The sequence below is a fragment of the Methanococcoides seepicolus genome (assembly GCF_023684405.1).
Lineage (GTDB): Archaea > Halobacteriota > Methanosarcinia > Methanosarcinales > Methanosarcinaceae > Methanococcoides > Methanococcoides seepicolus.
Window position 1 is genome coordinate 1 of sequence record NZ_JAGSOI010000044.1, and the last position, 23,957, is coordinate 23,957.

Sequence of the window (23,957 nt, forward strand, 5' to 3'; positions counted from 1 at the left end):
TGCTCATCAATATCAAAACCTCTGTAGATAAGGTCCGAGAAATATCGGGTTACCTGAAACTGGAGAAGATCAAAGAGTTCGAATATTGTTATGATCGTATAGTTTGTACAGGGTTAGAAGAGAATCCACCACTCCAAATACGATCAAAGAAACGTGGAAGAAATAAACAAACCACGGCAAAAAATCTGCTGGATCGTTTCATGAATTACAAAAATGACATTCTCAGGTTTATGCACGATTTGAAAGTTCCATTTGAGAACAATCTTGCAGAAAGAGATGTGAGGATGGTGAAAGTACAACAGAAGATATCCGGTACGTTCCGAAGTGTGCAAGGAGCACGTTCTTTCTGTCGTATAAGAAGCTACATTTCTACTGTTAAGAAGAATCAACTTTCTGTGATGAAGGCTATTCAAGATGCAATCGATGGAAAGCCATTTGTTCCAACGATTGTTTGATTTTAGGATTGCAAATTAATTTTTTGTATTAGAGTTGATAATACAGGATTGACGATAGTTAGGCTGAATAGTTACTTAAATATTAAGGCTCAGTCCGTGCCTGCAACGCGTCTTAAGCGTCTTACACCGTTGATCTCTTCGATAACATCAGCAACTGCATCCGGTACAAGATGTTTCCATTCTTCCCCTTCAAGCATACGTCTGCGTATCTCTGTACCTGAATACTCGTTCCTGTGGTACATAGGTGGCTGCTTTACTTTAACTCCTGTCTCTTCAAAAAGTTCTATGACGAGAGGGTTATTGGTATAGACCGTATCAAAGGGTGGCGTTCTGGACGTCACATAAGAGACCCATATTGGATTTTGTAGTGTGTCGTCTATGGGCAATGCATAAAAATGAACGTCAATATCTTCAAGGGCATGCCTGATCATCATAACTCTTTCACCAGCAGTGAATGGGTTATTCACTTCATGGCTTTTTTGGGCACTTCCTATTCCTATTATAAGTTCATCGACCTCTTCGGCGATGCTGGTTATCACGGAGTGATGGCCCAGGTGGAATGGCTGGAAGCGCCCAATGTAAAATGCCCTTTTCATATTCATGCTCAACAACGTTAACGGAAACCGCCATCATCGAATGAGAATTTCTCACACACTTCTAGGTAGTGTGCAGAGTTGTTGTCATGTTTCATTTTCGTCAGTTTCTCAATAAGGAACATTCCCGGCTTTGGATCTTCCATGAACTCAAGTTCACTTTCGACCATTTTAAAGTACTTTTCACCCGCATCGGTGCGTATAAGTACAGAGTTCCAGCCATCTGGTGTGCCTACTGAACCTACTGCTATGTCTGCAAAGACTGATGTGTAGTCATTACAGTGGTGGCATGGGTTCCTTGCATGAGGGGCAACCTTTGCGATAGGCACGCTGTGCTCTTCACCATCTTTGGTGTATGCCCAGAACTTACCTTTGCCAAAGTCCATCTTGACAACATCCTCGGCTTTGACGCCCATTATCTCAGGTATGATCTTATCTGTCATGACTTCCTGGTAGAAGCTTTCCATGCAGAGCAGACCTACGATAAGGACTATCTTGTCGTTGACGTTCTCTGAAATGAGTCTTGCACCGTGAGCCTGGCATGGTACTCCGATCACAGCGATCTTGTCATACTCGTTGAATGGATCTCTTAGTACTGAAAGGACTGAATCGTATGTGTATTTGGTACCCTTTGCTTTTTCGACATCTTCTGCACTTGTGAAGAGTTCAAGCTCGGTTTCCCATTTTTCATTTCTGGTGATACCGACAACACAGTCGATCTCACCCTGTTTAAGGAGTGATCGTGCAATAGCGGAAGTAACACCACCGTCCTGACCGGCAATGTTGCTCTTTGCGGCAAGGAAGCTTCTGACGTTAGCGAACTCGTCCTCGAAGTAACCGTCAACGACCGGGCAGATCCTGCTGCATGTAAGACATCCCTCACATACATTAGGGGCAGCACCATGTGTGTACAGTTCGAGGCTGTCGGGGTCGCGGATCTCCGCTGCCTTGTCACCCATTGTTATTGCACCGGCAGGACATGCTGAAACGCATGCCCCACAAGCGGTACAGACGTCATATTTAATGACGTCCATAATTTTAGGATAAACCATCAGTTCCCACCGATGATCTCCTTACCGATGAGTTTGATCGCTTTTTCTTTGTTAGGTCCGATAGGTGAACCTGCAACGATCTGAGTAACACCGATGTCAAGCAATTCATTGATCCTTGCTTTACAGTCGTCCGGTGTGCCGGATATGGAGAATGATTCCATCATGTTGTTTGTGACCATGTCACCCATGAGTGCTCCGAAGTCGCCCTTTGCGATAGCTCCGCCGATGTCTGTCTTTGCAGCGACATCAATGCCGTGGCGCTCAAGGACCATGTCAGGTGAACCTGCAACAATGAATGCAACAACGACCTTTGCTGCGCTTCTTGCTTTTGCAGCATCCTTGTCAATTGAGAAGCATGCGTATGCTGCAACATCAACGTCCTTTGGATCTCTGCCTGCTTTCTTTGCACCGGATGTGATCTGTTTTACTGCTACTTCAAAGTCCTTTGGGTGTGATGCATTGATAAGTACACCGTCTGCGACCTCTCCTGCGAGCTCGAGCATCTTTGGACCCTGTGCACCCATGTATATAGGTACGTCACCGGTCTTGAATGCTAACTTTGCACCGCCGAACTGGACCATATCTCCGTCCATTGTTACTTTCTCACCTGCGAAGAATGAGCGAAGCGCAGAGATATTTTCCTTTGTGGTGGTAAGTGGTTTTTCCCATTCAATTCCCATTGCATCGAAGGTTGCCTTGTCGCCAGGGCCAAGACCTAAGATAGCACGTCCGCCGGATATCTCGTTAATTGCACCAATGCTTGAAGCTGTGATAGCTGCGTTCCTTGTGTAGGGGTTTGTAACGCCGGTACCGATCTTGATGCTGTTTGTGTTCATGGCAAGAACTGCCAGTGTTGAGTAAACGTCACGATTGTTGTAGTGGTCAGTGATCCACACATTGTCAAATCCTTGCTGTTCTGCGAGCTTTGCGTAATGTGCGATCTTAAGCACTGGATCATTTGGCACGAATTCTATTCCGAATGTCATTTAAATCCTCCAATTTAATAATGTTATTCAGGATTACGTGCATATATTAAAACCTTATTGGTTTATCCCGAATGGGCAACATTACCCCTGCTATTCTTATATTCTGTTTCTGATGTTCCTTTAAGATATGTGGGATTTTCTCTTTATTCCTATATGTTTCACCGCTCTCTCATACCAATGCTCTTCTGTCACTTTTGAAATACCGATATGCATAAATATTCATCTAACCTATTTTTAAGAGTAGTAATGGATCCATCTATGGAATTCAAGGGGACTGCCGGGGGCTATCATTCAATAAAGTGGGAATTCAGGGTTATCTGATGCATTTTTCAGGCAACTCTTTAAATATTCCTCACTGCACATTTCCAATAGCAATAATAATCGAATATTTGCTGGGAATATGTACAAATTGATGATTTCGGGATTTTGTCCTATATGTCCGTTGAAACGATTTACAGACAAACACCTTTTCGAAAGAATACGTTGGGTGATCGAATGAAATGTTATGAATGTGCAAAGAACGGAAAAGACTCGGATGTTTTAGGCATCTGCATCGTATGTGGCAGAGGGGTTTGTAAAGACCATCTAATGCGTGAAAAGATCCCTAAATGGGATGGGGAATATGACATCAAGCTAAGCTGTATGGGCGATTCCTGTAAGCTGAAGGACATGCAGCCAATGCTCAAGATAGTGTGCACACCATGCCATGATGCTCTAATAGGGAACCAGTGAGGTGGATACCATGATGAAATGTTATGATTGTATGGAAGAAGGCAAAGACACTGAATCTGCAGCTGTCTGTATATTATGTGGAAAAGGACTTTGTGTGGACCACTCAAAAGAGCTTATTCTTTCGGTCTCAGCAGGGAAACCACCACATACCAAACGTATGCACAACGGCCTTTCAAAGATCCTGTGCAACTACTGCCTGAGCAACACGATCGTTGATGCCTTTGACTGATCGCATTGATGCTGATAAATTTATAGATTAATTACTTAGGGAGTGGTATAATATGGGCGAAGAAAGCAGAAAAGTAATAGACGATATTGGTGAGAAGATGGGGTTCACACCTCAGATACTTGAGACATTACATGAACTGGATCCTCATTTCGTAATGAAGTACACCCGCTGCGATCATAAGATCCTGACAGATGGTGCCCTTCCAGCAAAAGTGAAAATATTGATGGCACTTGCCGTTGTGGCTTCCAAGCAGTGTGAAGCCTGTACGGTGGCACAGATGAAAAGTGCATTGAAGAACGGTGCGACAAAAGAGGAGATCATGGAAACTATGGAAGTTATCTCCGTAACATCCGGTGCACCCGCTGTGGCAGCATGCCGTGATGCGTTAAAGCTGTTGAAATAACTCAGCCGTTCGGTTGAAGAATAAGGGCACAATGCCATATGGGTCGTATGTGTTCTCACGACCCCCTTTTTTAGGGCTTGTTCCCTTGTTTATTCATTTTAAATGATCTCGCGGGGGTTCTATTATAAAGTCCATTCATTTAGGTTTGACCTTTTTATTGTTTGTAGCTGCGATCATGTTTGTCACATGTACTGCCTCAGCCGTTGATCCTACAGGATTTGATGAGTTGAGCTCTGAAGATTTCGTGACCAATTCAAAATGTGCGAATTGCCATGCTATATTGCGTAGTCAGCATGATGATAGTATGCATGCGTATGCTTATACCGATCCTCTATATCAGAAAGAGGTCCTGCTTGCAAGTGAAGATTCCAATGGTCAGACCGATGAATTCTGTTCACGCTGCCACACCCCCATCGGTGTCGTCAGTGGTGAAGTTCCTCCCATCGATGGCTCTATGATAAGTGATGTGGCCGCGGAAGGTGTTCAATGTGATTTCTGTCACACCGTATCCGAAAGTGCAGGTATTGGTGACGGTGGATTCGTTTCAAGTCCTGGCGATGTAAAATGGGGCTCGCTTGATGATGCGCCTTCGGCTTTCCATGGGTCCGAGTTCAATGGTCTGTATATGGAAGCTGAATACTGCGGTATGTGCCATAATGTGAACAGTCCTTTCAATGATCTGCCTCTCGATGATACTTACACTTCCTGGTCTGAGAGCTCTTATGCAGAAGAAGGTGTGGTATGTCAGGATTGCCACATGAGTCCGGGTATAACCCATTTCGAAGCAGCTCCGGGTAGATCCGCTTCCAGTTCTCCTAAGAGGAGCCATATTCCTGTACATGAGATCGTCGGGGGGAACTACTTCATGCTTGATCTCCTAAGTGATGGCAAAGCCGGTGATGCTGCTGTGGAAAGGCTTCAAAAGGCTGCAACCCTTGAAGTGGACGTACCAGAATATGCAATTTCCGGTGAAGATGTTTCGATCAAAGTCTCTGTTACCAATTCCGGTGCCGGTCATAAACTGCCGACCGGGATCTCTGAAATAAGGTAGATGTGGGTATCTGTCACAGTAACGGATGCAGATGGAGTACTATTATACAGTTCTGGAGCACTTGATGGTGAAGGCAATGTCGAAAATGGTATTATCTATCATACGGTCCTTTCCGATGTTGATGGGGATGTGACAACTAAACTATGGCAAGCTGAGGCTATCGTTTCCGATAATCGGATCCTTCCGGGTGATACGGCTGTCGAATCCCACTCGTTCATTATGCCGGAGGGTGCTGTGGACCCCATTCTCGTTGAAGCAAAACTATTATACCGCTCCGCACCTCAGAGTATTGTTGATGAACTGTTCGGCAAGGGTATTTATGAAGTTCCTGTGATCGATATGGCAGAAGCCTATGGTTCTATCAATGGGGAGGCTGAAGTGCCTTCAGCGTCAACACCGGGATTTGGTGCGATATTGCTTATATTTTCACTGATCGCAGCGGGTTGTGTTGGCAGGATCCTCAAATGATATTGGAGAATTAATATGTCTGATAATGCGATAAAGCTGCTTGGGATATCGGGCAGTCCTCGAAAAAAAGCCACTGATCGAATGGTCAGGGAGGCTTTGAAGTATGCTGAGGAGAAATATGGTGTGGAGGTCGAATATTTCTCCGCTAAAGGTAAGGATCTGAAATTCTGTATCCACTGTGACCATTGCGTAAGGACAAAACAGGGATGTATCCACAAAGATGATATTGTGGGACTTTATGATAAAATGGAGTGGGCAGATGCCTGGATCATAGGCAGCCCTGTCTATCAGGGTACTGTCAGTGGACAGACCAAGACCATAATGGATAGGTGTCGTGCAGTCGTTGCCCGCGACCCTAAGGTCTTTATGAACAAAGTGGGTGCTGGAATGGCCGATGGCGGTGACCGTGTGGGCGGGCAGGAACCGGCTTTACAGGTTATACATAATTTCTATATCATCAGCGAAATGATCCCCGTTTCCGGTGGGTCTTTCGGTTCCAATCTCGGAGGCACGTTCTGGTCACAGGATAAAGGTGCAGAAGGTATTGAGGTGGATGATGAAGGATTAAGAAGTATGCGAAAGACCGTTCGCAGACTTATTCAGACAGCTCAAATGTTAAAAAAAGTACCCTCGGAGGATATTTAAGTGGAATTCGAAGCCCCTATCACTGAAATTATAGAACAGACACACGATGTGAAAAGTTTCCGTTTCAAAAGGCCCGAAGGGTTTGAGTACAAGGCCGGACAGTATTTCTTTGTTAGTATTCCCGTAAATGGCGAAATGCAGCGTAAGCCCTTCACAATATCCAGTAGTCCTACTGAGAATGATTATCTGGAGTTCACTAAAAAACTTACCGGGCATGAATACTCTGATGTACTCGATGCAATGGTTCCGGGTGATGTTCTTATTATCAATGGTCCCAATGGCAGGTTCACTTTTGAAGGGGAATATGAAAAAATCGCCCTTATAAGCGGTGGTATCGGCATTACTCCTATGATCAGTATATGCAGGTATTGCAGCGAGAGTAAGACTGGTACGGATATCGTGTTCCTTGATAGTAATAAGGTGGAGGATGATATTGCGTTCAGGGATGAAATGGATGAGATGGAGCGTGTGCATCCTGGTCTGAAGGTCATACATACGCTGACACGTGCTGATAATGGTTGGCTCGGTTGTACGGGGCGTATATGTGAACCAATGATATTGGACTATATTTCTGATATCATGGAACGTACGGTCTATGTCTGTGGACCTCCTCCAATGATGAAGTCCGTTGAAGAACTACTTCTTAATATGGGGATTCCTAAAGAACAGATCAAGAAAGAAGCACTTGTGGGATTCTAAGTAGTATTTATTGATGATGTTGTTCGAAATTTAACAAAACGAGGTATACTAATGAGTTGTATCAAAGGAACTGAAACTGAAAAGAATCTATTGAAAGCCTTTGCAGGCGAATCACAGGCAAGGAACCGGTATACGTACTTTGCTTCAGTTGCCAGAAAAGCAGGTTATAATCAGATATCTGCTATTTTCGCTGAGACCGCAGATAATGAGAAGGAACATGCAAAGAGGCTTTTCAAGTTCCTTGAGGGCGGAAATGTTGAGATCACAGCTTCTTTTCCTGCAGGCGTGATATCAAGTACAAGGGATAATCTTGAAGCTGCGGCTGCTGGTGAGAATTACGAATATACTACTATGTATCCGGAATTTGCCGAGATCGCTGAAACTGAAGGTTTTCTTGAGATCGCTTCTGTGTTCAGGCATATCGCTGTTGCAGAAAAAGGACATGAAGAGCGTTATCTAAAACTTGCTGCTAATCTGGATCACGAAATGGTATTCAGAAAGGATGGTACTGTTGCATGGAGATGTCGCAACTGTGGTTATATTCATGAAGGTCCTGCAGCTCCTGAAAAATGTCCTGCATGTGATCATCCGAGAGGTTATTTCGAGGTCAAGGCAGAGAACTACTGATGTGGGGTTATGATATGAAACGTATTGCATGGGGTATTACAGGTTCAGGTGACCAGATAGTTGAAACTTATCAGGTTATGAAGGACATTAAGGAACGTACTGATCTTGAGTTCATGGTCTTCCTTTCAAAAGAGGGTGAGACCGTTATGAAATGGTATCGTATTTGGGATGATATTCAGAGGGATTTTCCGAATATCAAGACTGGTGTGGGTCCGAACTCTCCTTTCATTGCAGGTCCACTTCAGGTAGGGCACTATGATGCTTTGATCATTTCACCTGCAACGGCTAACAGTGTGGCCAAGATCGTTCACGGCATCGCTGATACGCTTGTTACGAATGTCGTTGCACAGACCGCAAAAGGAGATACGCCTATCTATATTCTTGCAGTTGACCAGAAGCGCGGGACTGTGGATACGTATGCACCCAGTGGAAAGAAGATGACGTTGAAGATGCGTGAAGTAGATGTTTCCAATTCTGAGAAACTTGCACAGATGGAAAATATAACGCTCGTCGAAAAGCCGGACGATATTTACAAGATACTCGGCGTGGAAAACAAGTGATGGTTTCCGGTTAGTTCCGGAAGTTCCATCATTTTATTATTTTATTTCTGACAATATTCTGTATTCTCTGCTGAGATATCGATCTTAAAATAGCTCAGTTATCTCTTTTGCCTTCTATGAACTCATTTGTCATGAGGTGTGCCACATCGTCAGTGAACTGCTGAGGTGGATGTTTCATGAAGTATGAGGATGGTGAATATAGAATTCCACCTACTCCTCTGATCAGTGCAAGTTTACAGCAGCGTATGGCATCAATGACAACTCCTGCGGAGTTGGGTGAATCTTCGACCGAAAGGCGAAGTTCGATGTTCATTGGTACATCTCCGAAGAGCTTTCCTTCCATTCTCAGGAAACATAGCTTGTTGTCCTGCTGCCATGGGACGTAATCGCTTGGTCCGATATGGATGTTGTGATCTTCGAGCCTTTCTGAAAGGACTGACTGGACCGCTTCTGTCTTTGAGGTCTTCTTTGAAGAGAGCCTGTCGCGGTTGAGCATGTTGAGGAAATCGGTGTTGCCGCCGGTGTTGAGCTGGTATGTCCTCTCCAGTTTAACTCCCCTTTTATTGAAAAGGTCTGCAAGTGTGCGGTGTGTTATGGTTGCACCAAGCTGTGCTTTGACATCATCGCCGATTATTGGAATTCCCTTGTCTGCGAACTTCTGTGCCCATTCCGGGTTGCTCGCAATGAATACTGGCATGTTGTTGACGAATCCGACATTTGCATCGAGTGCGCATTGTGCGTAGAACTTTGTTCCTTCTTCAGATCCTACTGGGAGGAAGTTCAAAAGTATCTCAGCACCGGAGTCCTTTAGAATGGATACGACATCTTCTTCTGTAGATTCAGGTTCTGTTGCTGGAATGAACCTGTACTGGTCCTCGTAGTTCATCATGTGTTCGGACACACCGTCCTTGATGTTTCCCATTGTGACCTTTACTCCGGTCTCTGGTATATCTGGACAGAATACGGTCGTACAGTTTGGATGTGCAAAAATGGCTTCTGATACGTCCTTTCCTACCTTCCTCTCATCAATGTCAAATGCTGCGACTACTTCAATATCAAAAGGTCTGTACCCACCTATCTCCCAATGCATAAGTCCTATCGCATCTTTTTCCTCTTTGTCTTTATAGTACTCAAGGCCCTGGATCAGTGAACTGGCACAGTTGCCAAGTCCTGCGATTGCGATTTTTATCTTGTCCATAACACTTCCTCTTAACTAAAGTGAACGATTGACTCTGTATATTCTATAATCGTTATGCAATGTCTTAATGTTTACCAGTAAATAAAAAGGTTTCTAATATAATAATTATTAGGATAGGGTATGCTCTTAGGTCGTTGCTTGTTTTAGAAAGGTTTTTAAGTTGTGACAACTGTTTATTTTTTAGGGTATCTTGTTTCTATATTGATGGCGAAATCAATTAAGGCGTAGCTATTACGTTTGTTTGGCTTAAGAAAAAATACATGGAGATGATATTATTTCAGACACATTGAATGAATCCTATAATCTGGGGAGTATAGATTCTATTGGAGATGCGGTAAGACTTGGTATCTCTTTTGAGGATCAGGGTAGGGATTTTTACCTTGAGTTTGCAGGGAATACCTCTGATCCGGCTGCAAAGGATATGTTCCTTTATCTTGCTGAAGAGGAAAAGAAGCATGCTCAATATCTGGTCGATTATCTTGAAGGTGAGGTCCTTCTGCTCGAGACTGCTTCTGATGCTCCTGATTTCAAGAGTGCTTTCTCTTCAGAGTTCATGACTGATGATCTTGGTGAGGTCGGTATCCTGCTTGCAGCTATGAGGCTTGAAAGAAAGACCGAAGATCTTTACAAAATGCTTTCTAAGAGGGCCGATGATGCTGAGCAGAAGAAGTTTTTCAAGGAGCTTGCTTCGGTCGAAAGAGGTCATTATGACCTTATAGATGGATTTCTCGAATCGTCTACACAGTTCAGGATGCAGACCTGAATTGACGGGGTCAATGGTATGGGAATTATGAATGATACTTTCGAAGTTGCAAAAGGTATCTACTGGGTAGGTGTTATTGACTGGAACCTGCGTGATTTCCATGGTTATGCAACTCCGAAAGGTGGTACTTACAATGCTTATCTGATAATCGATGAGAAGATCACTCTTATAGATACTGTGAAGGCTGAGTTTGCACCGGAGATGATCGAGAAGATCCGCAGGATAGTTAATCCTTCAAAGATCGATCATGTCATCTGTAATCATGTGGAGATGGACCATTCAAGTGGTCTGCCTGCTATCATGGAGTTGGCAAAGGGTGCGAAGTTATTCTGTACTAAGCGTGGTAAGGCTGGTCTTGATGAGCATTATGAATCCGGTGGGTGTGGCAACTGGGATTTCGAGATGGTGGATACTGGTTATGAACTTGATATTGGTTCACGCACGCTTATGTTCATCGAGACCCCGATGTTGCATTGGCCGGATAGTATGCATACGTATTTGAAAGATGATCATATTCTGTTCTCCAATGATGCTTTTGGGCAACATCTCGCCACTTCGGTGAGGTTCGAGGATGAGGTGGAATGCGGGGCTATCGAGGATGCTGCGATATATTATGCGAACATCCTCCTTCCTTTTGGTTCCAAGGTGCTCAAGTATGCTGATAAGATCGCGGAACTTGGGCTTGAATTTGATATGATAGCGCCTTCCCATGGGGTCATATGGCGAAAGGACCCTATGAGGGTGGTGGACGCTTATGTTAAATGGGCTAAAGGGGAAACTGTTCCAAAGGTATTGGTTATATATGATACTATGTGGAACAGTACTGAGATAATGGCAAAGGAGATCGTTGAGGGAATATCCGAAGGCGGTGCTGAAGCCAAGTTGTTCCACCTTCGAAAAAATGACTGGAGTATGCTGTTACGTGAGCTCATGTCATCTCCTGTCATTGCTGTTGGTTCTCCGACCATGCATAGTACCATGTTCTTTACAATATCCGGTTTCCTTACATACCTTAAAGGGCTTCGTCCTAAAGGTAAGGGCGCTGTTGCTTTCGGTTCATTTGGATGGGGCGGCGGTGCGGTTAAGCATGTTGAGGAAATGATGGTATCTGCGGGGCTTGAGATAATTGAGCCGGGTCTTCAAGTAAAGTATAGGCCATATGAGGCTGATCTTAAGGAGTGTCGAGAACTCGGTGTCAGGCTTGCAGAGCTTGCATTGGAGCGGTCTGAATGATATTGACTTTAATTGAAAACAAGGATGTGATGATAAATGAAATTCGAAGGCGAACTTGAAGAAGAATTCTATAATAAATCAAAGAAGAATGCAGAGGCTACTGGTTACAGGCTGAACCCTGATTATGATGTCATAACGACCGCAGTCAAGGGTATCTGCAATAATAAACGTGAATATGGGGAATGGTATTGTTTCTGCCAGAAGAGGACCGGAGATGTGGAAAAGGATAAGAAGGTCATCTGTCCATGTCCTGCTCGAACTCGTGATGTGGAGATGCGTGGTTCCTGTAAGTGTGGACTTTACATTAAGTAAAGGCTGCATATCTTGTGAAATATCTTAATTATAATATCTGAAGGGCATATGTCCTTTCATTTTTCTTTTTACGTCACTTGTACGTGATGCTGTCCTGATCGGTTTGTGATGTGTCGGTTCTGATTTTCTGTAAGTATAGTTAGCTATATTTAGAAGGATGTGTTTTATGATAGATAAATGACAAAAAATGTCATTAATGGACACATTTAAACAGTGTTTTGTGTCCTATTCATAAGATCACATTTTATTATCACATCCGGAGATTCTAAATATGAAAGTATTGGTAAGCGATTCATTATCAGAGGAAGGAGTTTCAAAGTTAAGTGAGCATTTTGACGTTGATGTTTCAACGGGTCTTTCTGAGGACGAGCTTGTAGAGAAGATCGGTAGTTTCGATGCTCTTGTTATTCGCAGTGGTACACAGGTCACAAAAAGGGTCATCGATGCTGCTGACAATCTTAAGATCGTAGGCAGGGCTGGTGTAGGTGTCGATAATATCGATGTGGATGCAGCTACCGAGAAAGGTATTATTGTTGTTAATGCTCCTGAGGGTAACATGCTCTCCGCAGCAGAACACACTATCGCTATGATGATGTCTATGGCAAGGAACATCCCTCAGGCGAATGCTTCTTTAAAGGCTAAGAAATGGGAACGTAAGAACTTCATGGGTGTCGAGGTCAATGGCAAGACACTTGGTGTCATCGGTCTGGGGCGTATTGGTGCTGAAGTTGCGAAACGTGCACAGGGTCTTGAAATGTCTATTCTGGCCTATGATCCTTTCGTTACTGAAGACCGTGCCAAGGATATGGGTGTTGAACTTACTACCGTTGACGATATTGCTCAGAGGGCAGATTTCATTACAGTTCATACTCCGCTTATAAAAGAGACTCGTAATATCCTCGATAAAGCACAGTTCGATATGATGAAGAGCTCCGCAAGGGTCATCAATTGTGCACGTGGGGGAATTATCAATGAGGAAGCTCTTGCCGATGCTGCAAGGGATGGGAAGATCGCCGGTGCTGCTATCGATGTATTCACCAGTGAACCTCCATTTGACTGTCCTTTCCTTGGTCTTGATAATGTGATCGTAACGCCTCATTTGGGTGCATCAACAGAAGAGGCACAGGTCAATGTTGCAGTATCTGTTGCTGAAGAGGTAATTTCTGTTCTGAATGGTGGCTCTGCACGTAATACCATCAATATTCCTGCTGTGAAGCCAGAAGTAATGGCGACACTTGCTCCTTATATCGGACTTGCTGAGACGTTGGGTAGTGTGGCATCACAGCTTCTTGATGCTAATTACAATAAGATCGAGATATCTTACAATGGTGAGATTGCTGATAAGGATACAAGGGCTGTAACTGTTGCAGCTTTAAAGGGCATTCTTGAGGATGCAGTTGGTTCTGCTGTGAACTATGTGAACGCTCCTTCGTTGGCCAAGTCCCGAAACGTCGAGGTAGTTGAGAGTAAATCCGAAACTTCCGGAGATCATGCTTCAACCATTAGGATCACTCTTTTCCAGGGTACGAACACAAAGTCCGTTTCCGGTGCAGTGGTCGGTCGTGAGCCAAAGATCGTTATGATCGATGGTCAGTATGTGGATCTTGTTCCTCATGGTTTTATGATCGTTTCGAACCACATCAATCGTCCGAACGTCATTGGTCCATGCTGCATAGTGCTTGGCGAGAACGAAATAAATATTTCCGGTATGCAGGTAGGCCGTGTGGAAGTCGGAGGTAAGACCATCATGGCTCTTAATGTTGACAATGAGGTCTCTGGGACTATACTTGATGAGATCCGTGCCATCGATGGCATACTTGATGCAAAATTAGTTACACTTTAAAATTGTTTTGATGTGTGGGCAGTGATCGCCCACGCATACATTCCGTGTTTGGATCGGAGGCATGTATCTATATGATGAGAAAGCGGGTATACCATCGTTTCCCACACAGGGAAGTCCAGTTTGAACAGAAGCATCGCTATTATTCAGACCTGATCTTTTTTGTGAAGGTAATGGCAGGCATGGACGGTAAGTTCGGCATGTTCGTGACCGAATCGACTACTAAGAAAGGACATCGAATTCAGGCAAAGCGGGGAATACATGTTGAGATCGCTATGAATGGTATGGAGTTTACCTCACTGAACTATGATAATGTGGATTCCGTCCTTGAGACTATTGAACCGGAGGGAATCATCGATTTCAGGGTGAATCTTTCCTATAGTTATCTTGATGGGAAGTACAATCGTGTACCTATCAGGGGTGATGCATATTTGGTGCGTGCCATCCTTGAGTCTGAGGTACTTACTCTGAGGATCAATCATATAGATGGTCCGGAAAGGACTGAGTGCGGCAGGGTCGCAGATACTATTATAGATGAGCTTAGACGTGGTGCATAATGGACGAACTTTCTCTTGTGGTAGCATCTCCTTTTAAGAAGAATGCTACTTCTTCTCTTTCGATAAAGGACTTTGAGTTCTCGTTGTCCTTCGATCTTAAATGGATGTCTCCGGCCCAAGCTTCAAAGGTGAGGGACCAGGGTATTATGTCTGGTATTTTGAAGTTCGATGAAGGCGAACTTGTCTTGAACCTGGATGCATCTTCTCTTGACATTCCTGCGGGCTTCAAACCTTCTCCTGATCTTTTCCGTGAGAAGGGGACCATTGAAATGATAATGGACATTATTGTTTCAAATAGTGGGATTGACAAGAGGGAGGTCGTTTCACGTATCAATCAGAAGCAAGAGTCGTTGGATGGTCTTCTGGATGCAGAGGTTGCAGCTTTGCTGGTGGCGCATGAACTGGGGTGTGATGTGGGGCCGTTGTTCGATGATGTCTATGGTAGGGTTTCAGGGATGTCTGTCTGAGGGGTTATAGTCCGCACAATCTTTATGTACTATTAATATAATTATGACAACTCCAGTTAATTATCGACTGGGAAGTGTTCAAATGTTCGAACGCATTACTGCGTGAGTAAGAAAACTTGCGGAGGGACATTATGAGTAAAAAAACACAAATGAAAATTACAAGGAAAACCAATCCAAGGATTCCTGCATTGATCTCTGTGCTTAAGGATACTGCACGTGAGAATGATGCACCTATCTGGAAGGATATGGCAAAGAGGCTCGAGAAACCTAGCAGGATCTATGCTGAGGTAAATCTGAGCAAGATCAACAGGCATGCAGCCGAGAATGACCTCGTACTTGTACCTGGAAAGGTATTGGGTGCAGGCGCACTCGGTCACGCTGTAACTGTCGCAGCACTAACATTCAGTACAACTGCTGTGGACAAGATCACAAGTGCAGGTGGAAAGTGCATGACCATTGAACAGATTCTGGAAGAGAATCCAGCAGGTTCTGGCATAAGGATCATGCAATGAGGTGTTTCAAATGACAGTAATCGATGCAAATGGTTTGATTATGGGCAGGCTCGCAAGTAACGTTGCAAAGATGTTGCTTTCAGGAGAAGAAGTCTCCATTGTGAATGCAGAGCGTGCAGTGATCTCCGGTTCAAAGGTAACTACCTTTGAGGAATATGACGTTATTCGAAATATGGGCACACGTGAATTCGGTCCTTACTTCCCTAGGAGACCAGACAGGATCCTCAAGAGGACCGTCAGGGGTATGCTTCCTTACAAACGAGCAAGGGGCAAAGACGCAATGGGTCGCCTGAAGGTGTATGTAGGCATTCCTTATGAATACCAGGATGCAGAATTTGTTAGTGTCGATGGTGCAGAAATGACACGTCTTAGCTCTAACAAGTATGTGACCATTGGCGATGTAAGCCGCAAGTTAGGTTCTAAATTCTAAGGGAGATTTATTCATGGCTACTAAAGTTGTTAATACGTCCGGTAAAAACAAAACTGCAATTGCACGAGCAACAGTTTCTGCAGGAACAGGTAAAGCTAGGATCAACAAGAAACCTGTTGAGATCTACGAACCTATGTTCGCAAAACTTAAGATCATCGAACCTCTAATGCTGGCAAGCGAAGCTGTTTCTGGCCTTGACATTGATGTAAAGGTCAGTGGTGGCGGAATCATGGGCCAGGCAAATGCGATCAGAACTGCTATCGCAAGAGGAATTGTAGAGTGGACCAACGACACCGACCTCAGAGATGCTTTCATGGCATACGACAGGAATCTTCTGGTAAACGATGCCAGGAAGAAAGAGACCAAGAAGTTCGGTGGACCCGGTGCACGTGCTAAATATCAGAAATCTTACAGGTAAGGCGGGTAGTTACAATGATTCCAGTTCGCTGTTTCACATGTGGAAAGGTTATTGCGGAAAGCTGGGAAGAGTACAAACGTCGTACAGGTGAAGGAGAAGACCCTGCTACAGTACTCGATGACCTTAAGTTCGTTAGGTATTGTTGCAGGAGAATGTTCCTTGCTCATGTCGAGCTTGTGGACACAATGGCTCCATATCAGTAAATGGGTTGCAAGGTACTCCGAGCACCTTTTGGTGTTCGGGCCACAGCCCTTTATTGGAATCTGTGCGAAATAAACCGGTACCTGAGGACCGATCTCAGCGGTTCCATTGGCCCATTTTAGGCTAACTGATAATATCAGCCTTCACTAAGATCGATAACCACATTCGGAGGGATTCCGAATAAAACTTTCATATATTTAATAAGTCAGAACGAAACCAAATGAATACTGTTTCTGGATTTGATTATTTGTTAATATATAATATCGTCTGACTATGTTTGTTCAAAATATTTCATTAAGGATTTTTTAATAAGGGTGATTAATTGAGCAATGAGAAATACACTAGATATGAACGTGCAAGGATCATAGGGGCAAGATCACTTCAGATTGCAATGGAAGCACCCATATTGGTCGAAGACGATAGCACTGACGCATTATATCTAGCTACAGTTGAATTTGAGAAAGGCGTTATACCTATTTCAGTCAAGAGAAATTTACGATAACTGAGGTGAATTTATGGAAAATACGGATCAAAATATTGAGATTACAGCTGAAACAAGCGCAGCAGCAGAGAACACAGAGTCCACATCACTTGTCCCTATAGATGAGTATCTGGCAGCAGGTGTACACATTGGTACCCAGCAGAAGACACAGAACATGATGAAGTTCGTTTACCGTGTAAGGACAGATGGACTTTACGTACTCGACATACAGTCAACTGATGACAGGATCAGATCTATTGCACATTTCCTTTCAAAGTATGACCCATCCAGAATACTTGTCGTATCCGCACGTCAGTATGGTCAGTATCCAGCAACTATGTTCTCAAAGTCAGTTGGAGCAGTTTCAAAGGTCGGTAGGTTCATTCCAGGCAGTCTTACAAACCCTGTCCAGGAAGGTTTCTTTGAGCCAGATGTAGTAATTGTGACCGATCCTGCAGGAGATGCACAGGTTATCAGGGAAGCTGTAAATGTAGGTATTCCTGTTGTTGCACTTTGTGACACTAACAACATGACCTCCAATGTAGATCTTGTCATTCCAACCAACAACAAGGGTAGAAAAGCACTTTCCCTCGTATATTGGCTTCTGGCAAGAGAGATCGCAAACGAAAGGGATATTCCTTTCAACTATGAAGCAAGTGAATTTGAAACAGGTCTTTAATTGACCTGTTCTCATTTTTCGTAACCTCACTCATACATAATATATCCCGTTTGTAACAGGGGGAGCAGTAGTATGAGACAACCAACAGTTGCAGGGCAGTTCTATCCGCTGAGCACAAAGGCACTGCGTAAAGAAATCGTGAAATGCTTTCATGGTCTTGAGATAAAGTCTGAAGACGTGATAGGTGCAGTGGTTCCACATGCAGGTTATGTCTATTCCGGTCCGGTTGCAGCACATGCTTTTGCAAGGCTTCCGAAAGCAGACACATACGTGATATTTGGACCAAACCATACAGGATATGGTTCTCCAATCGCAATGTCCCAGGATGTCTGGAATACACCTTTCGGAGATGTCGAGACTGATAGGGAACTGGGCAAACTGCTTGCAGGAACCATTATCGATATGGATGAAGTTGCCCACCGATATGAGCATTCTGTGGAAGTGCAGATACCTTTCCTACAATACCGATTCGGAAGCGATTTTAAGGTCCTGCCAATTTGCATGGGGATGCAGGATGAAGATACTGCTGTCGAGGTAGGTCTGGAAGTAGCTCGTGCTGTAAAGGAATCGGGTAAAAAGGTCGTATTCATTGCATCAAGTGATCTTTCACATTATGTGCTTCAGGAAAAAGCTGAAAAGTCTGACAATTATCTTATTGATGCCATTCTTGATATGGACGTACCTGAAATTTATCGGAGAAAGTACGAGAAAGACATCACAGCTTGCGGATATGGTCCAATAACAGCAATGTTGACAGCTGCAAAGGAATGTGGTGCTAAGAACACCGAGCTGGTCAAATATGGTACCAGTGGGGATGTTACTGGGGATCCGATGGTTGTAGGGTATGCTGCCATCATTGTAAAATGATCATCTAAAGGAGACATTATCATGATCACCTGTTCTGCACCTGGTAAAGTATATCTGTTCGGTGAACACGCAGTGGTCTATGGAGAGCCTGCCATTTGTTGTGCAGTGGATATTCGTACCAGGGTTACCGTATCTCCTGCGGACACGATCACCATAAGTTCATCTCTTGGAACTACGGGCATCGATTTTGAAGTTCATCCTTATGTTTCAGCGGTCCTCGAACGCTTTCGGGAGATCTCCTCCTTTGATGGGGTGGACCTGCGCATAAGTTCTGATATTCCGGTAGGTTCCGGGCTAGGTTCTTCTGCAGCAGTTACTGTGGCTACGATCAAGGCAATGGATACTTTGCTGGACCTCGGACTTGAACTGGATGATATCGCAAAGATGGGGCATGAGGTCGAGCAGAAGATACAGGGTGCAGCAAGTCCCACAGATACGTATGTATGTACCATGGGTGGCGTGGTTCTGATACCACAGCGTAAAAAACTTGAACTAATTGATTGCGGGATAATTATAGGCAATACGAATATGTTCTCATCCACAAAAGAGCTCGTGGGTAATGTGGCTGATCTTAATAAAAGGTTCCCTGATGTTGTGGGACCTGTATTATTATCCATTGGAAAGCTGTCTGTTATTGGTGAAGATCTTGTGAACAATGGGGACTATGTTTCTGTTGGCGAACTTATGAATATCGATCAGGGTCTGCTTGATGCTATTGGTGTAAGTTGTGCTGAGCTGGGTTCCCTTATATACGCTGCACGTGAAAATGGTGCGTATGGTTCAAAGATAACCGGTGCAGGTGGCGGTGGTTGTATGGTCGCTATCTCTCCGCGTGAGAATGTGGATTCGGTGGCAGAGGCGATCAGTATGGCTGGCGGGGAAGTTGTTGTGACCAATGCGACAGATGTAGGTGTCAAGGTGGAATGCCAGTGAACTCAAATAACGGGATAACTATATTGAAGATCGGTGGTAGCGTCATTACCGATAAGAGATCGGAAGACGGGCTTGCCTGGGAAGAAGAGATAATCCGGATAGCACGTGAAATATCCGGTTTTGAAGGTAAACTTATCATTGTGCATGGTGCAGGGTCGTACGGTCACCCCCAGGCAAAACGATATGCCCTTACGGAAGGTTTCCATGCGGAAGGGGCTGTTGTCACTCACAATGCAGTAAAGGCATTGAACCGTATCGTAGTTGGAATTCTCAATGATGAAGGTGTGAATGCGATATCAGTACATCCAATGTGTTGTACGGTCGCAAAGAACGGTCGCATCTCGGACATGTATCTCGGAAGTATCAGGTTGATGCTTGAGAAAGGGCTTGTTCCGGTATTGCACGGTGATGTTGTAATGGATGAGGTAAAAGGCGTATCCATCATCTCCGGTGATCAGGTGATACCCTATCTTGCAACCCAGTTACAGGCTTCCAGAATTGGAGTTGGGAGTGCAGCAGATGGTGTGTTCGATGATAAAGGTGAGACTATCCCTGTGATCACTGCAGAGAATTTCGATGAGGTAAAGGCGTATATCGGCGGTTCGGCTGGAACTGATGTGACCGGTGGAATGCTCGGAAAAGTGCTTGAAATGCTGGAACTTGGCAAAACATCAAGTATAACCTCCTATATATTCAATGCAACCGTAGTGGGAAGCGTGTCGAGTTTTCTAAATGGTGAGAACATCGGTACCGCAATAAAAGATTCATAATAATACATTAACAGGTTTGATAGATTTGAGTACATCCAAGAGAAAGATCGAGCACCTTGAACATTGTGCAAAACGTCCAGTGGAAGCCAGGAACGTAACATCCGGATTCGATGATGTTATGCTTATTCACAAGGCATTGCCACAGATACATATGGACGAGATCGATCTGTCCACAGAATTTTTAGGCAAATCATTGAAGGCTCCATTCCTTATAGCATCTATTACAGGTGGGCATCCAGACACAACTCCGGTAAATGCCGCTCTTGCGGAAGCTGCTGAGGAATTGGGTGTAGGGATCGGTGTGGGAAGTCAAAGGGCTGCGATCGAGGACCCTGGACAGGAAAGTTCTTTCAGTGTGGTCCGTGATAAAGCACCAAATGCATTCGTTTATGGAAATGTAGGTGCAGCCCAGATTAAGGAATATGGTATCGAAGCAATAGAGAAGCTCGTTGATATGCTGGATGCGGATGCTCTGGCAGTACATTTGAATTTCCTTCAGGAGGCGATACAGCCTGAAGGTGATCGAGACGCTACAGGTGTACTCGAAATGATCGAAGAGGTTTGTTCTCTCAATGTCCCGATTATCGCGAAGGAGACCGGTGCTGGTATCTCTAAAGAAGATGCTGCATTGTTGAAAGAAGCAGGTGTAAGTGCAATTGATGTGGGTGGTGTCGGAGGTACAAGCTGGTCAGGTGTGGAAGTATATAGGGCACATGATAGCGGAGATGTCATCTCAGAGGATCTGGGCAATCTCTACTGGGACTTCGGTATACCTACTGTTTCCAGTGTTCTCGAATGCCGAAGCTTTGTTCCCGTGGTGGCAACGGGTGGTGTGCGAACAGGTCTCGATATTGCAAAATCCCTTTCTCTTGGTGCGTATGCTGCAAGTGCAGCCCTTCCTTTTGTGGGGCCAGCGCTCATTGGAGCGGATGAGGTTGTCTCAAGCCTGTCAAAGATGCTCAATGAACTGAGGGTCGCAATGTTCCTTTGCGGGTGTGGTAATATCAATGAGCTTCGTACAAGTTCAAAGGTCACTGTAACCGGATGGACAAAAGAATACATCACACAGCGTGGTTTTGATCCAAAGGACCTTGACATAAGGTCTGACCTTTGATAGGTTTACTAAGTCGAAATTCACAGTCATTTTTTGGTCAAGATGACCAAAAGTTATCATTGAATTAGAAAATACAGATAAATTGGAGGAATTATATGACAGATATTGGAATCATAGCAGTAGGCGGCTATAACGAAATGGGTCGTAATATGACTGCTATAAGAGTTGACGAAGACATCATTATCGTTGATATGGGCCTGAGATTAGATAGGGTCCAGATCCATGAGGATGTGGAAATTGATAAGATGCATTCCCTTGAGCTTATAGAAATGGGTGCAATACCTGACGACACGATCATGAAGCAGGTCAACGGCAACGTTGCTGCTATTGTTTGTACACATGGTCACCTTGATCACATCGGTGCAATACCAAAACTTGCTCACAGGTACACTGCTCCTATCATCGGTACGCCTTATACGGCAGCCCTTATAAAACAGCAGATCGAATCCGAACGTAAGTTCGGTGTCAAGAACAAGATAATTCCGATAGAGGCTGGTGGCACCTATCAGATAAATGATGATGTTTCCATTGAACTTATCCGTGTACAGCACAGTATCATCGATGCGGTGTTCGTTGCAGTACATACACCTGTAGGTGCTGTTCTTTACGCATGCGATTTCAAGCTTGACCGCACACCAACACTTGGTGAGGCACCTGACTTTGAAAGGCTCAGGGAGCTTGGAAAGGAAGGTGTCATATGCATGATCGTGGAGAGTACCAATGCAAACCGCAAAGGTAAGACCCCATCAGAAAAGATCGCTCATGATATGGTGCGCGATGTACTCCTGGGCACCGAGGAATCCGATGTCGGTATGGTCGTCACTACATTTGCATCTCACATTGCACGTATCAACTCTATCATTCAGGTTGCAGGAGAGATGGGCCGTATCCCTGTACTCATGGGACGTTCCATGGACAAATATGTGGTAACTGCAAAGAACATGGGATATATCGATTTCCCGAAGAATGTTGAGATATATGGTAAACGTAAGGACATCGACCGGGCTTTCAAGAAGATCATGTCAGAAGGCAAAGAAAAATACTTGCCTATCGTTACAGGCCATCAGGGAGAACCAGGTGCTATCCTTTCACGTGTTGCAAGTGGTGACACACCATTTGAAGTTGAATCCGGTGACCGTATAATATTCTCTGCAAATATCATACCAAGCCCTATGACGCAAGCAAACCGCTATGCACTCGAGACCAAACTTAAGATGAAGGGTGCCCGTATCTATGATGATGTGCACGTTTCAGGTCACGCTTACCGTGAAGACCACTGGGAACTTCTGAGGATGATCAATCCTGAACATGTGATCCCTGCGCACGGAAACATCGGTATGCACAGCGCTTATATTGAAATGGCGGAAGATGCAGGCTATATCCTTGGTGATACGGTCCACATGCTTAGAAATGGTGAAGAACTGTATATTGAAGAATGATTATTTAATTTAAATCGGGTGTGATCATATGGATCTTATGGATGAGCTAAAAAAACGAAGTGTATATGTTGATAAAGGTATAGAAGAATTGCTTCCGATCTCACATCCGGAAGAGCTCTATAAAGCTTCGAGATATCTGCCAGACGCAGGTGGAAAACGTCTTCGCCCAGCGGTTCTTATGCTTTCCACGGAAGCTGTCGGCGGTGACCCTATGTCAGTTATTCCGGCAGCCGTTGCACTGGAACTGGTCCACAATTTCACCCTTGTTCATGATGATATCATGGACAATGACGATGTAAGACGCGGAATGCCTGCTGTCCATGTAAAGTGGGGCAGCGAAGGCGCGATCCTTGCGGGAGATACTCTTTATTCAAAAGCTTTTGAGATCCTCTCCGTAATGGAAAAAGATCCTGGAAGCATTCTGAAATGTGTTGCACTCCTTTCTAAGACCTGTACTGAGATATGTGAAGGTCAGTGGATGGATATCGATTTTGAGAAACGCGATGCAGTTTCAGAAGAAGAGTATCTTGAAATGGTCGAAAAGAAAACCTCGGTGCTTTACGGTGCAGCAGCTAAAGTAGGTGCACTTCTGGGAGGAGCTTCCGATGAGGTTGCTGATGCTATGTATGAGTTCGGTCGTCTTGTTGGGATCAGTTTCCAGATACAGGATGATGTCATCGATATGGTAACTCCTGAAGATATCCTTGGCAAGGTCAGAGGTAGTGATCTCATTGAAGGAAAGAGGACTCTGATAGCTATCCATGCACTCAACCATGGTGTCGAACTGGAAATATTCGGCAAGGGCGGTTCAGTTTCTCCAGAACAGATAGATGAAGCGGTTTCTATCCTCGAAGGCTCGGGTTCAATTAAATATGCACAGGACCTTTCCACAGAAACACTTGAGAGGGGTAAGAAAATGCTCGATGTCCTTGGTGATTCCGAAGCAAAGAACATTCTTCTCGCTGTTGCAGATTATATGGTAACCCGAAATTATTGATCTGATCGACGGTTAGTATCCCCTTATTTAAAAGGGGAGCATCTTATTTTTATGTAACTATTCAGCCTACCTATCGTCAATCCTGTATGACCGACTATAATACACAAAATTAATTTGCCATCCTAAAATCAAACAATTGTTGGAACAAATGGCTTTCCAGCAATTGCATCTTGAATTGCATCCATTACAGAAAGATGATTCTTCTTAACAGTAGAAATGTAGCTTCTTAGCCGACAGAAAATTAGA

The 23,957-nt window shown here is 44.3% G+C and carries 32 protein-coding genes; 28 read left to right on the top strand and 4 right to left on the bottom strand.

The window, feature by feature from the left end; all coding sequences use genetic code 11:
* On the top strand, nucleotides 1–455 hold a 455-nt coding region (locus KDK67_RS10075; RefSeq protein WP_250868658.1), incomplete at its 5' end, for an IS66 family transposase.
* An 89-nt stretch (nucleotides 456–544) separates the two neighbouring features.
* Here the strand turns inward: KDK67_RS10075 and KDK67_RS10080 are convergent.
* From KDK67_RS10080 to mer, 3 genes are read right to left on the bottom strand one after another with little or no spacing between them, the layout of a single operon-like run.
* Nucleotides 545–1,057, bottom strand: coding sequence for a nicotinamide-nucleotide adenylyltransferase (locus tag KDK67_RS10080; RefSeq protein ID WP_250868659.1), 513 nt, complete (start codon nucleotides 1,055–1,057; stop codon nucleotides 545–547).
* An 11-nt stretch (nucleotides 1,058–1,068) separates the two neighbouring features.
* On the bottom strand, nucleotides 1,069–2,100 hold the full coding sequence (gene fpoF, locus KDK67_RS10085) for a F420H2 dehydrogenase subunit FpoF (RefSeq protein ID WP_250868660.1): 1,032 nt from the start codon (nucleotides 2,098–2,100) through the stop codon (nucleotides 1,069–1,071).
* Complete coding sequence (gene mer, locus KDK67_RS10090) at nucleotides 2,100–3,086, bottom strand: 5,10-methylenetetrahydromethanopterin reductase (RefSeq protein WP_250868661.1); 987 nt, start codon at nucleotides 3,084–3,086, stop codon at nucleotides 2,100–2,102. Before mer ends, fpoF begins: the two co-directional genes overlap by 1 nt.
* Nucleotides 3,087–3,581: 495 nt before the next feature.
* Between mer and KDK67_RS10095 the strand changes: the two genes are divergently transcribed.
* The 9 genes from KDK67_RS10095 to afpA all read left to right on the top strand — a co-directional run bounded on the left by KDK67_RS10095 (nucleotide 3,582) and on the right by afpA (nucleotide 8,500).
* Nucleotides 3,582–3,818 (top strand): DUF2180 family protein, encoded by a 237-nt coding sequence (locus tag KDK67_RS10095; RefSeq protein ID WP_250868662.1) that lies wholly within the window; start codon nucleotides 3,582–3,584, stop codon nucleotides 3,816–3,818.
* Nucleotides 3,819–3,828: 10 nt separating this feature from the next.
* Nucleotides 3,829–4,047 (top strand): DUF2180 family protein, encoded by a 219-nt coding sequence (locus KDK67_RS10100; RefSeq protein ID WP_250868663.1) that lies wholly within the window; start codon nucleotides 3,829–3,831, stop codon nucleotides 4,045–4,047.
* A gap of 52 nt (nucleotides 4,048–4,099) precedes the next feature.
* Nucleotides 4,100–4,450 carry a carboxymuconolactone decarboxylase family protein gene (locus KDK67_RS10105; RefSeq protein WP_250868664.1) on the top strand — a complete coding sequence of 117 codons (351 nt, stop codon included), beginning with the start codon at nucleotides 4,100–4,102 and terminating at the stop codon, nucleotides 4,448–4,450.
* A 145-nt stretch (nucleotides 4,451–4,595) separates the two neighbouring features.
* Nucleotides 4,596–5,501, top strand: a complete 906-nt coding sequence (locus KDK67_RS10110) for a multiheme c-type cytochrome (protein ID WP_250868665.1) — start codon at nucleotides 4,596–4,598, stop codon at nucleotides 5,499–5,501.
* Nucleotides 5,502–5,969, top strand: coding sequence for a hypothetical protein (locus tag KDK67_RS10115; protein WP_250868666.1), 468 nt, complete (start codon nucleotides 5,502–5,504; stop codon nucleotides 5,967–5,969). It abuts the gene before it with no gap.
* Between the two features lie 15 nt (nucleotides 5,970–5,984).
* Nucleotides 5,985–6,614, top strand: a complete 630-nt coding sequence (locus KDK67_RS10120; protein WP_250868667.1) for a flavodoxin family protein — start codon at nucleotides 5,985–5,987, stop codon at nucleotides 6,612–6,614.
* The gene (locus tag KDK67_RS10125; RefSeq protein WP_250868668.1) at nucleotides 6,615–7,313 is read left to right on the top strand and encodes an FAD-binding oxidoreductase; all 699 of its coding nucleotides are present in this window, start codon (nucleotides 6,615–6,617) and stop codon (nucleotides 7,311–7,313) included.
* 51 nt (nucleotides 7,314–7,364) lie between these two features.
* The gene (rbr, locus tag KDK67_RS10130) at nucleotides 7,365–7,940 is read left to right on the top strand and encodes a rubrerythrin (protein ID WP_250868669.1); all 576 of its coding nucleotides are present in this window, start codon (nucleotides 7,365–7,367) and stop codon (nucleotides 7,938–7,940) included.
* A 14-nt stretch (nucleotides 7,941–7,954) separates the two neighbouring features.
* Nucleotides 7,955–8,500 (top strand): archaeoflavoprotein AfpA, encoded by a 546-nt coding sequence (gene afpA, locus KDK67_RS10135; protein WP_250868670.1) that lies wholly within the window; start codon nucleotides 7,955–7,957, stop codon nucleotides 8,498–8,500.
* Nucleotides 8,501–8,594: 94 nt separating this feature from the next.
* Here afpA and KDK67_RS10140 read toward each other — a convergent pair whose 3' ends face one another.
* Complete coding sequence (locus KDK67_RS10140; RefSeq protein WP_250868671.1) at nucleotides 8,595–9,698, bottom strand: inositol-3-phosphate synthase; 1,104 nt, start codon at nucleotides 9,696–9,698, stop codon at nucleotides 8,595–8,597.
* Nucleotides 9,699–9,984: 286 nt separating this feature from the next.
* Between KDK67_RS10140 and KDK67_RS10145 the strand changes: the two genes are divergently transcribed.
* The 18 genes from KDK67_RS10145 (at nucleotide 9,985) to KDK67_RS10230 (ending at nucleotide 23,711) form a co-directional block, all read left to right on the top strand.
* The gene (locus tag KDK67_RS10145; RefSeq protein WP_250868672.1) at nucleotides 9,985–10,461 is read left to right on the top strand and encodes a ferritin-like domain-containing protein; all 477 of its coding nucleotides are present in this window, start codon (nucleotides 9,985–9,987) and stop codon (nucleotides 10,459–10,461) included.
* Nucleotides 10,462–10,479: 18 nt separating this feature from the next.
* A complete protein-coding gene (locus tag KDK67_RS10150; RefSeq protein ID WP_250868673.1) occupies nucleotides 10,480–11,694 on the top strand; it encodes an FprA family A-type flavoprotein in 1,215 nt (404 codons plus the stop codon).
* Nucleotides 11,695–11,730: 36 nt separating this feature from the next.
* The gene (locus KDK67_RS10155; RefSeq protein WP_250868674.1) at nucleotides 11,731–12,006 is read left to right on the top strand and encodes a ferredoxin-thioredoxin reductase catalytic domain-containing protein; all 276 of its coding nucleotides are present in this window, start codon (nucleotides 11,731–11,733) and stop codon (nucleotides 12,004–12,006) included.
* A gap of 271 nt (nucleotides 12,007–12,277) precedes the next feature.
* Entirely contained in the window at nucleotides 12,278–13,849 is a 1,572-nt protein-coding gene (gene serA, locus KDK67_RS10160) for a phosphoglycerate dehydrogenase (protein ID WP_250868675.1), read from the top strand.
* Between the two features lie 74 nt (nucleotides 13,850–13,923).
* Entirely contained in the window at nucleotides 13,924–14,403 is a 480-nt protein-coding gene (locus tag KDK67_RS10165; protein ID WP_250868676.1) for a hypothetical protein, read from the top strand.
* On the top strand, nucleotides 14,403–14,870 hold the full coding sequence (locus KDK67_RS10170) for a DUF2240 family protein (RefSeq protein WP_250868677.1): 468 nt from the start codon (nucleotides 14,403–14,405) through the stop codon (nucleotides 14,868–14,870). Before KDK67_RS10165 ends, KDK67_RS10170 begins: the two co-directional genes overlap by 1 nt.
* A gap of 131 nt (nucleotides 14,871–15,001) precedes the next feature.
* Complete coding sequence (locus KDK67_RS10175; RefSeq protein ID WP_250868678.1) at nucleotides 15,002–15,382, top strand: 50S ribosomal protein L18e; 381 nt, start codon at nucleotides 15,002–15,004, stop codon at nucleotides 15,380–15,382.
* Between the two features lie 10 nt (nucleotides 15,383–15,392).
* Nucleotides 15,393–15,812: a 50S ribosomal protein L13 gene (locus KDK67_RS10180; protein ID WP_250868679.1), complete on the top strand. Its 420-nt coding sequence runs from the start codon at nucleotides 15,393–15,395 to the stop codon at nucleotides 15,810–15,812.
* Between the two features lie 13 nt (nucleotides 15,813–15,825).
* Nucleotides 15,826–16,230 carry a 30S ribosomal protein S9 gene (locus KDK67_RS10185; RefSeq protein WP_250868680.1) on the top strand — a complete coding sequence of 135 codons (405 nt, stop codon included), beginning with the start codon at nucleotides 15,826–15,828 and terminating at the stop codon, nucleotides 16,228–16,230.
* A gap of 14 nt (nucleotides 16,231–16,244) precedes the next feature.
* Nucleotides 16,245–16,433 carry a DNA-directed RNA polymerase subunit N gene (locus tag KDK67_RS10190; protein WP_172368685.1) on the top strand — a complete coding sequence of 63 codons (189 nt, stop codon included), beginning with the start codon at nucleotides 16,245–16,247 and terminating at the stop codon, nucleotides 16,431–16,433.
* 320 nt (nucleotides 16,434–16,753) lie between these two features.
* A complete protein-coding gene (locus KDK67_RS10195) occupies nucleotides 16,754–16,933 on the top strand; it encodes a DNA-directed RNA polymerase subunit K (protein ID WP_250868681.1) in 180 nt (59 codons plus the stop codon).
* Nucleotides 16,934–16,946: 13 nt separating this feature from the next.
* A complete protein-coding gene (rpsB, locus tag KDK67_RS10200) occupies nucleotides 16,947–17,591 on the top strand; it encodes a 30S ribosomal protein S2 (protein ID WP_250868682.1) in 645 nt (214 codons plus the stop codon).
* A gap of 72 nt (nucleotides 17,592–17,663) precedes the next feature.
* Nucleotides 17,664–18,458 carry an MEMO1 family protein gene (locus tag KDK67_RS10205; protein ID WP_250868683.1) on the top strand — a complete coding sequence of 265 codons (795 nt, stop codon included), beginning with the start codon at nucleotides 17,664–17,666 and terminating at the stop codon, nucleotides 18,456–18,458.
* 21 nt (nucleotides 18,459–18,479) lie between these two features.
* A complete protein-coding gene (locus KDK67_RS10210; protein ID WP_250868684.1) occupies nucleotides 18,480–19,391 on the top strand; it encodes a mevalonate kinase in 912 nt (303 codons plus the stop codon).
* Nucleotides 19,388–20,161 carry an isopentenyl phosphate kinase gene (locus tag KDK67_RS10215; RefSeq protein WP_250868685.1) on the top strand — a complete coding sequence of 258 codons (774 nt, stop codon included), beginning with the start codon at nucleotides 19,388–19,390 and terminating at the stop codon, nucleotides 20,159–20,161. The genes KDK67_RS10210 and KDK67_RS10215 overlap by 4 nt, the downstream gene beginning before the upstream one ends.
* Nucleotides 20,162–20,186: 25 nt before the next feature.
* Entirely contained in the window at nucleotides 20,187–21,275 is a 1,089-nt protein-coding gene (gene fni / locus KDK67_RS10220; RefSeq protein ID WP_420846943.1) for a type 2 isopentenyl-diphosphate Delta-isomerase, read from the top strand.
* A 95-nt stretch (nucleotides 21,276–21,370) separates the two neighbouring features.
* Nucleotides 21,371–22,714 carry an RNase J family beta-CASP ribonuclease gene (locus tag KDK67_RS10225; protein WP_250868687.1) on the top strand — a complete coding sequence of 448 codons (1,344 nt, stop codon included), beginning with the start codon at nucleotides 21,371–21,373 and terminating at the stop codon, nucleotides 22,712–22,714.
* A gap of 28 nt (nucleotides 22,715–22,742) precedes the next feature.
* Complete coding sequence (locus KDK67_RS10230) at nucleotides 22,743–23,711, top strand: polyprenyl synthetase family protein (RefSeq protein WP_250868688.1); 969 nt, start codon at nucleotides 22,743–22,745, stop codon at nucleotides 23,709–23,711.
* Nucleotides 23,712–23,957: the final 246 nt, after the last annotated feature.

Coding starts and splice junctions, on each gene's coding strand:
- KDK67_RS10190 (WP_172368685.1), top strand. CDS start 16,245: ATGATTCCAGTTCGCTGTTTCACATGTGGAAAGGTTATTGCGGAAAGC.
- afpA (WP_250868670.1), top strand. CDS start 7,955: ATGAAACGTATTGCATGGGGTATTACAGGTTCAGGTGACCAGATAGTT.
- KDK67_RS10210 (WP_250868684.1), top strand. CDS start 18,480: ATGATCACCTGTTCTGCACCTGGTAAAGTATATCTGTTCGGTGAACAC.
- KDK67_RS10165 (WP_250868676.1), top strand. CDS start 13,924: ATGAGAAAGCGGGTATACCATCGTTTCCCACACAGGGAAGTCCAGTTT.
- KDK67_RS10185 (WP_250868680.1), top strand. CDS start 15,826: ATGGCTACTAAAGTTGTTAATACGTCCGGTAAAAACAAAACTGCAATT.
- KDK67_RS10175 (WP_250868678.1), top strand. CDS start 15,002: ATGAGTAAAAAAACACAAATGAAAATTACAAGGAAAACCAATCCAAGG.
- KDK67_RS10170 (WP_250868677.1), top strand. CDS start 14,403: ATGGACGAACTTTCTCTTGTGGTAGCATCTCCTTTTAAGAAGAATGCT.
- KDK67_RS10155 (WP_250868674.1), top strand. CDS start 11,731: ATGAAATTCGAAGGCGAACTTGAAGAAGAATTCTATAATAAATCAAAG.
- KDK67_RS10205 (WP_250868683.1), top strand. CDS start 17,664: ATGAGACAACCAACAGTTGCAGGGCAGTTCTATCCGCTGAGCACAAAG.
- KDK67_RS10180 (WP_250868679.1), top strand. CDS start 15,393: ATGACAGTAATCGATGCAAATGGTTTGATTATGGGCAGGCTCGCAAGT.
- KDK67_RS10095 (WP_250868662.1), top strand. CDS start 3,582: ATGAAATGTTATGAATGTGCAAAGAACGGAAAAGACTCGGATGTTTTA.
- KDK67_RS10140 (WP_250868671.1), bottom strand. CDS start 9,698: ATGGACAAGATAAAAATCGCAATCGCAGGACTTGGCAACTGTGCCAGT.
- KDK67_RS10150 (WP_250868673.1), top strand. CDS start 10,480: ATGGGAATTATGAATGATACTTTCGAAGTTGCAAAAGGTATCTACTGG.
- serA (WP_250868675.1), top strand. CDS start 12,278: ATGAAAGTATTGGTAAGCGATTCATTATCAGAGGAAGGAGTTTCAAAG.
- KDK67_RS10080 (WP_250868659.1), bottom strand. CDS start 1,057: ATGAATATGAAAAGGGCATTTTACATTGGGCGCTTCCAGCCATTCCAC.
- KDK67_RS10120 (WP_250868667.1), top strand. CDS start 5,985: ATGTCTGATAATGCGATAAAGCTGCTTGGGATATCGGGCAGTCCTCGA.
- KDK67_RS10230 (WP_250868688.1), top strand. CDS start 22,743: ATGGATCTTATGGATGAGCTAAAAAAACGAAGTGTATATGTTGATAAA.
- KDK67_RS10225 (WP_250868687.1), top strand. CDS start 21,371: ATGACAGATATTGGAATCATAGCAGTAGGCGGCTATAACGAAATGGGT.
- KDK67_RS10115 (WP_250868666.1), top strand. CDS start 5,502: ATGTGGGTATCTGTCACAGTAACGGATGCAGATGGAGTACTATTATAC.
- KDK67_RS10100 (WP_250868663.1), top strand. CDS start 3,829: ATGATGAAATGTTATGATTGTATGGAAGAAGGCAAAGACACTGAATCT.
- mer (WP_250868661.1), bottom strand. CDS start 3,086: ATGACATTCGGAATAGAATTCGTGCCAAATGATCCAGTGCTTAAGATC.
- rpsB (WP_250868682.1), top strand. CDS start 16,947: ATGGAAAATACGGATCAAAATATTGAGATTACAGCTGAAACAAGCGCA.
- KDK67_RS10105 (WP_250868664.1), top strand. CDS start 4,100: ATGGGCGAAGAAAGCAGAAAAGTAATAGACGATATTGGTGAGAAGATG.
- rbr (WP_250868669.1), top strand. CDS start 7,365: ATGAGTTGTATCAAAGGAACTGAAACTGAAAAGAATCTATTGAAAGCC.
- fpoF (WP_250868660.1), bottom strand. CDS start 2,100: ATGGTTTATCCTAAAATTATGGACGTCATTAAATATGACGTCTGTACC.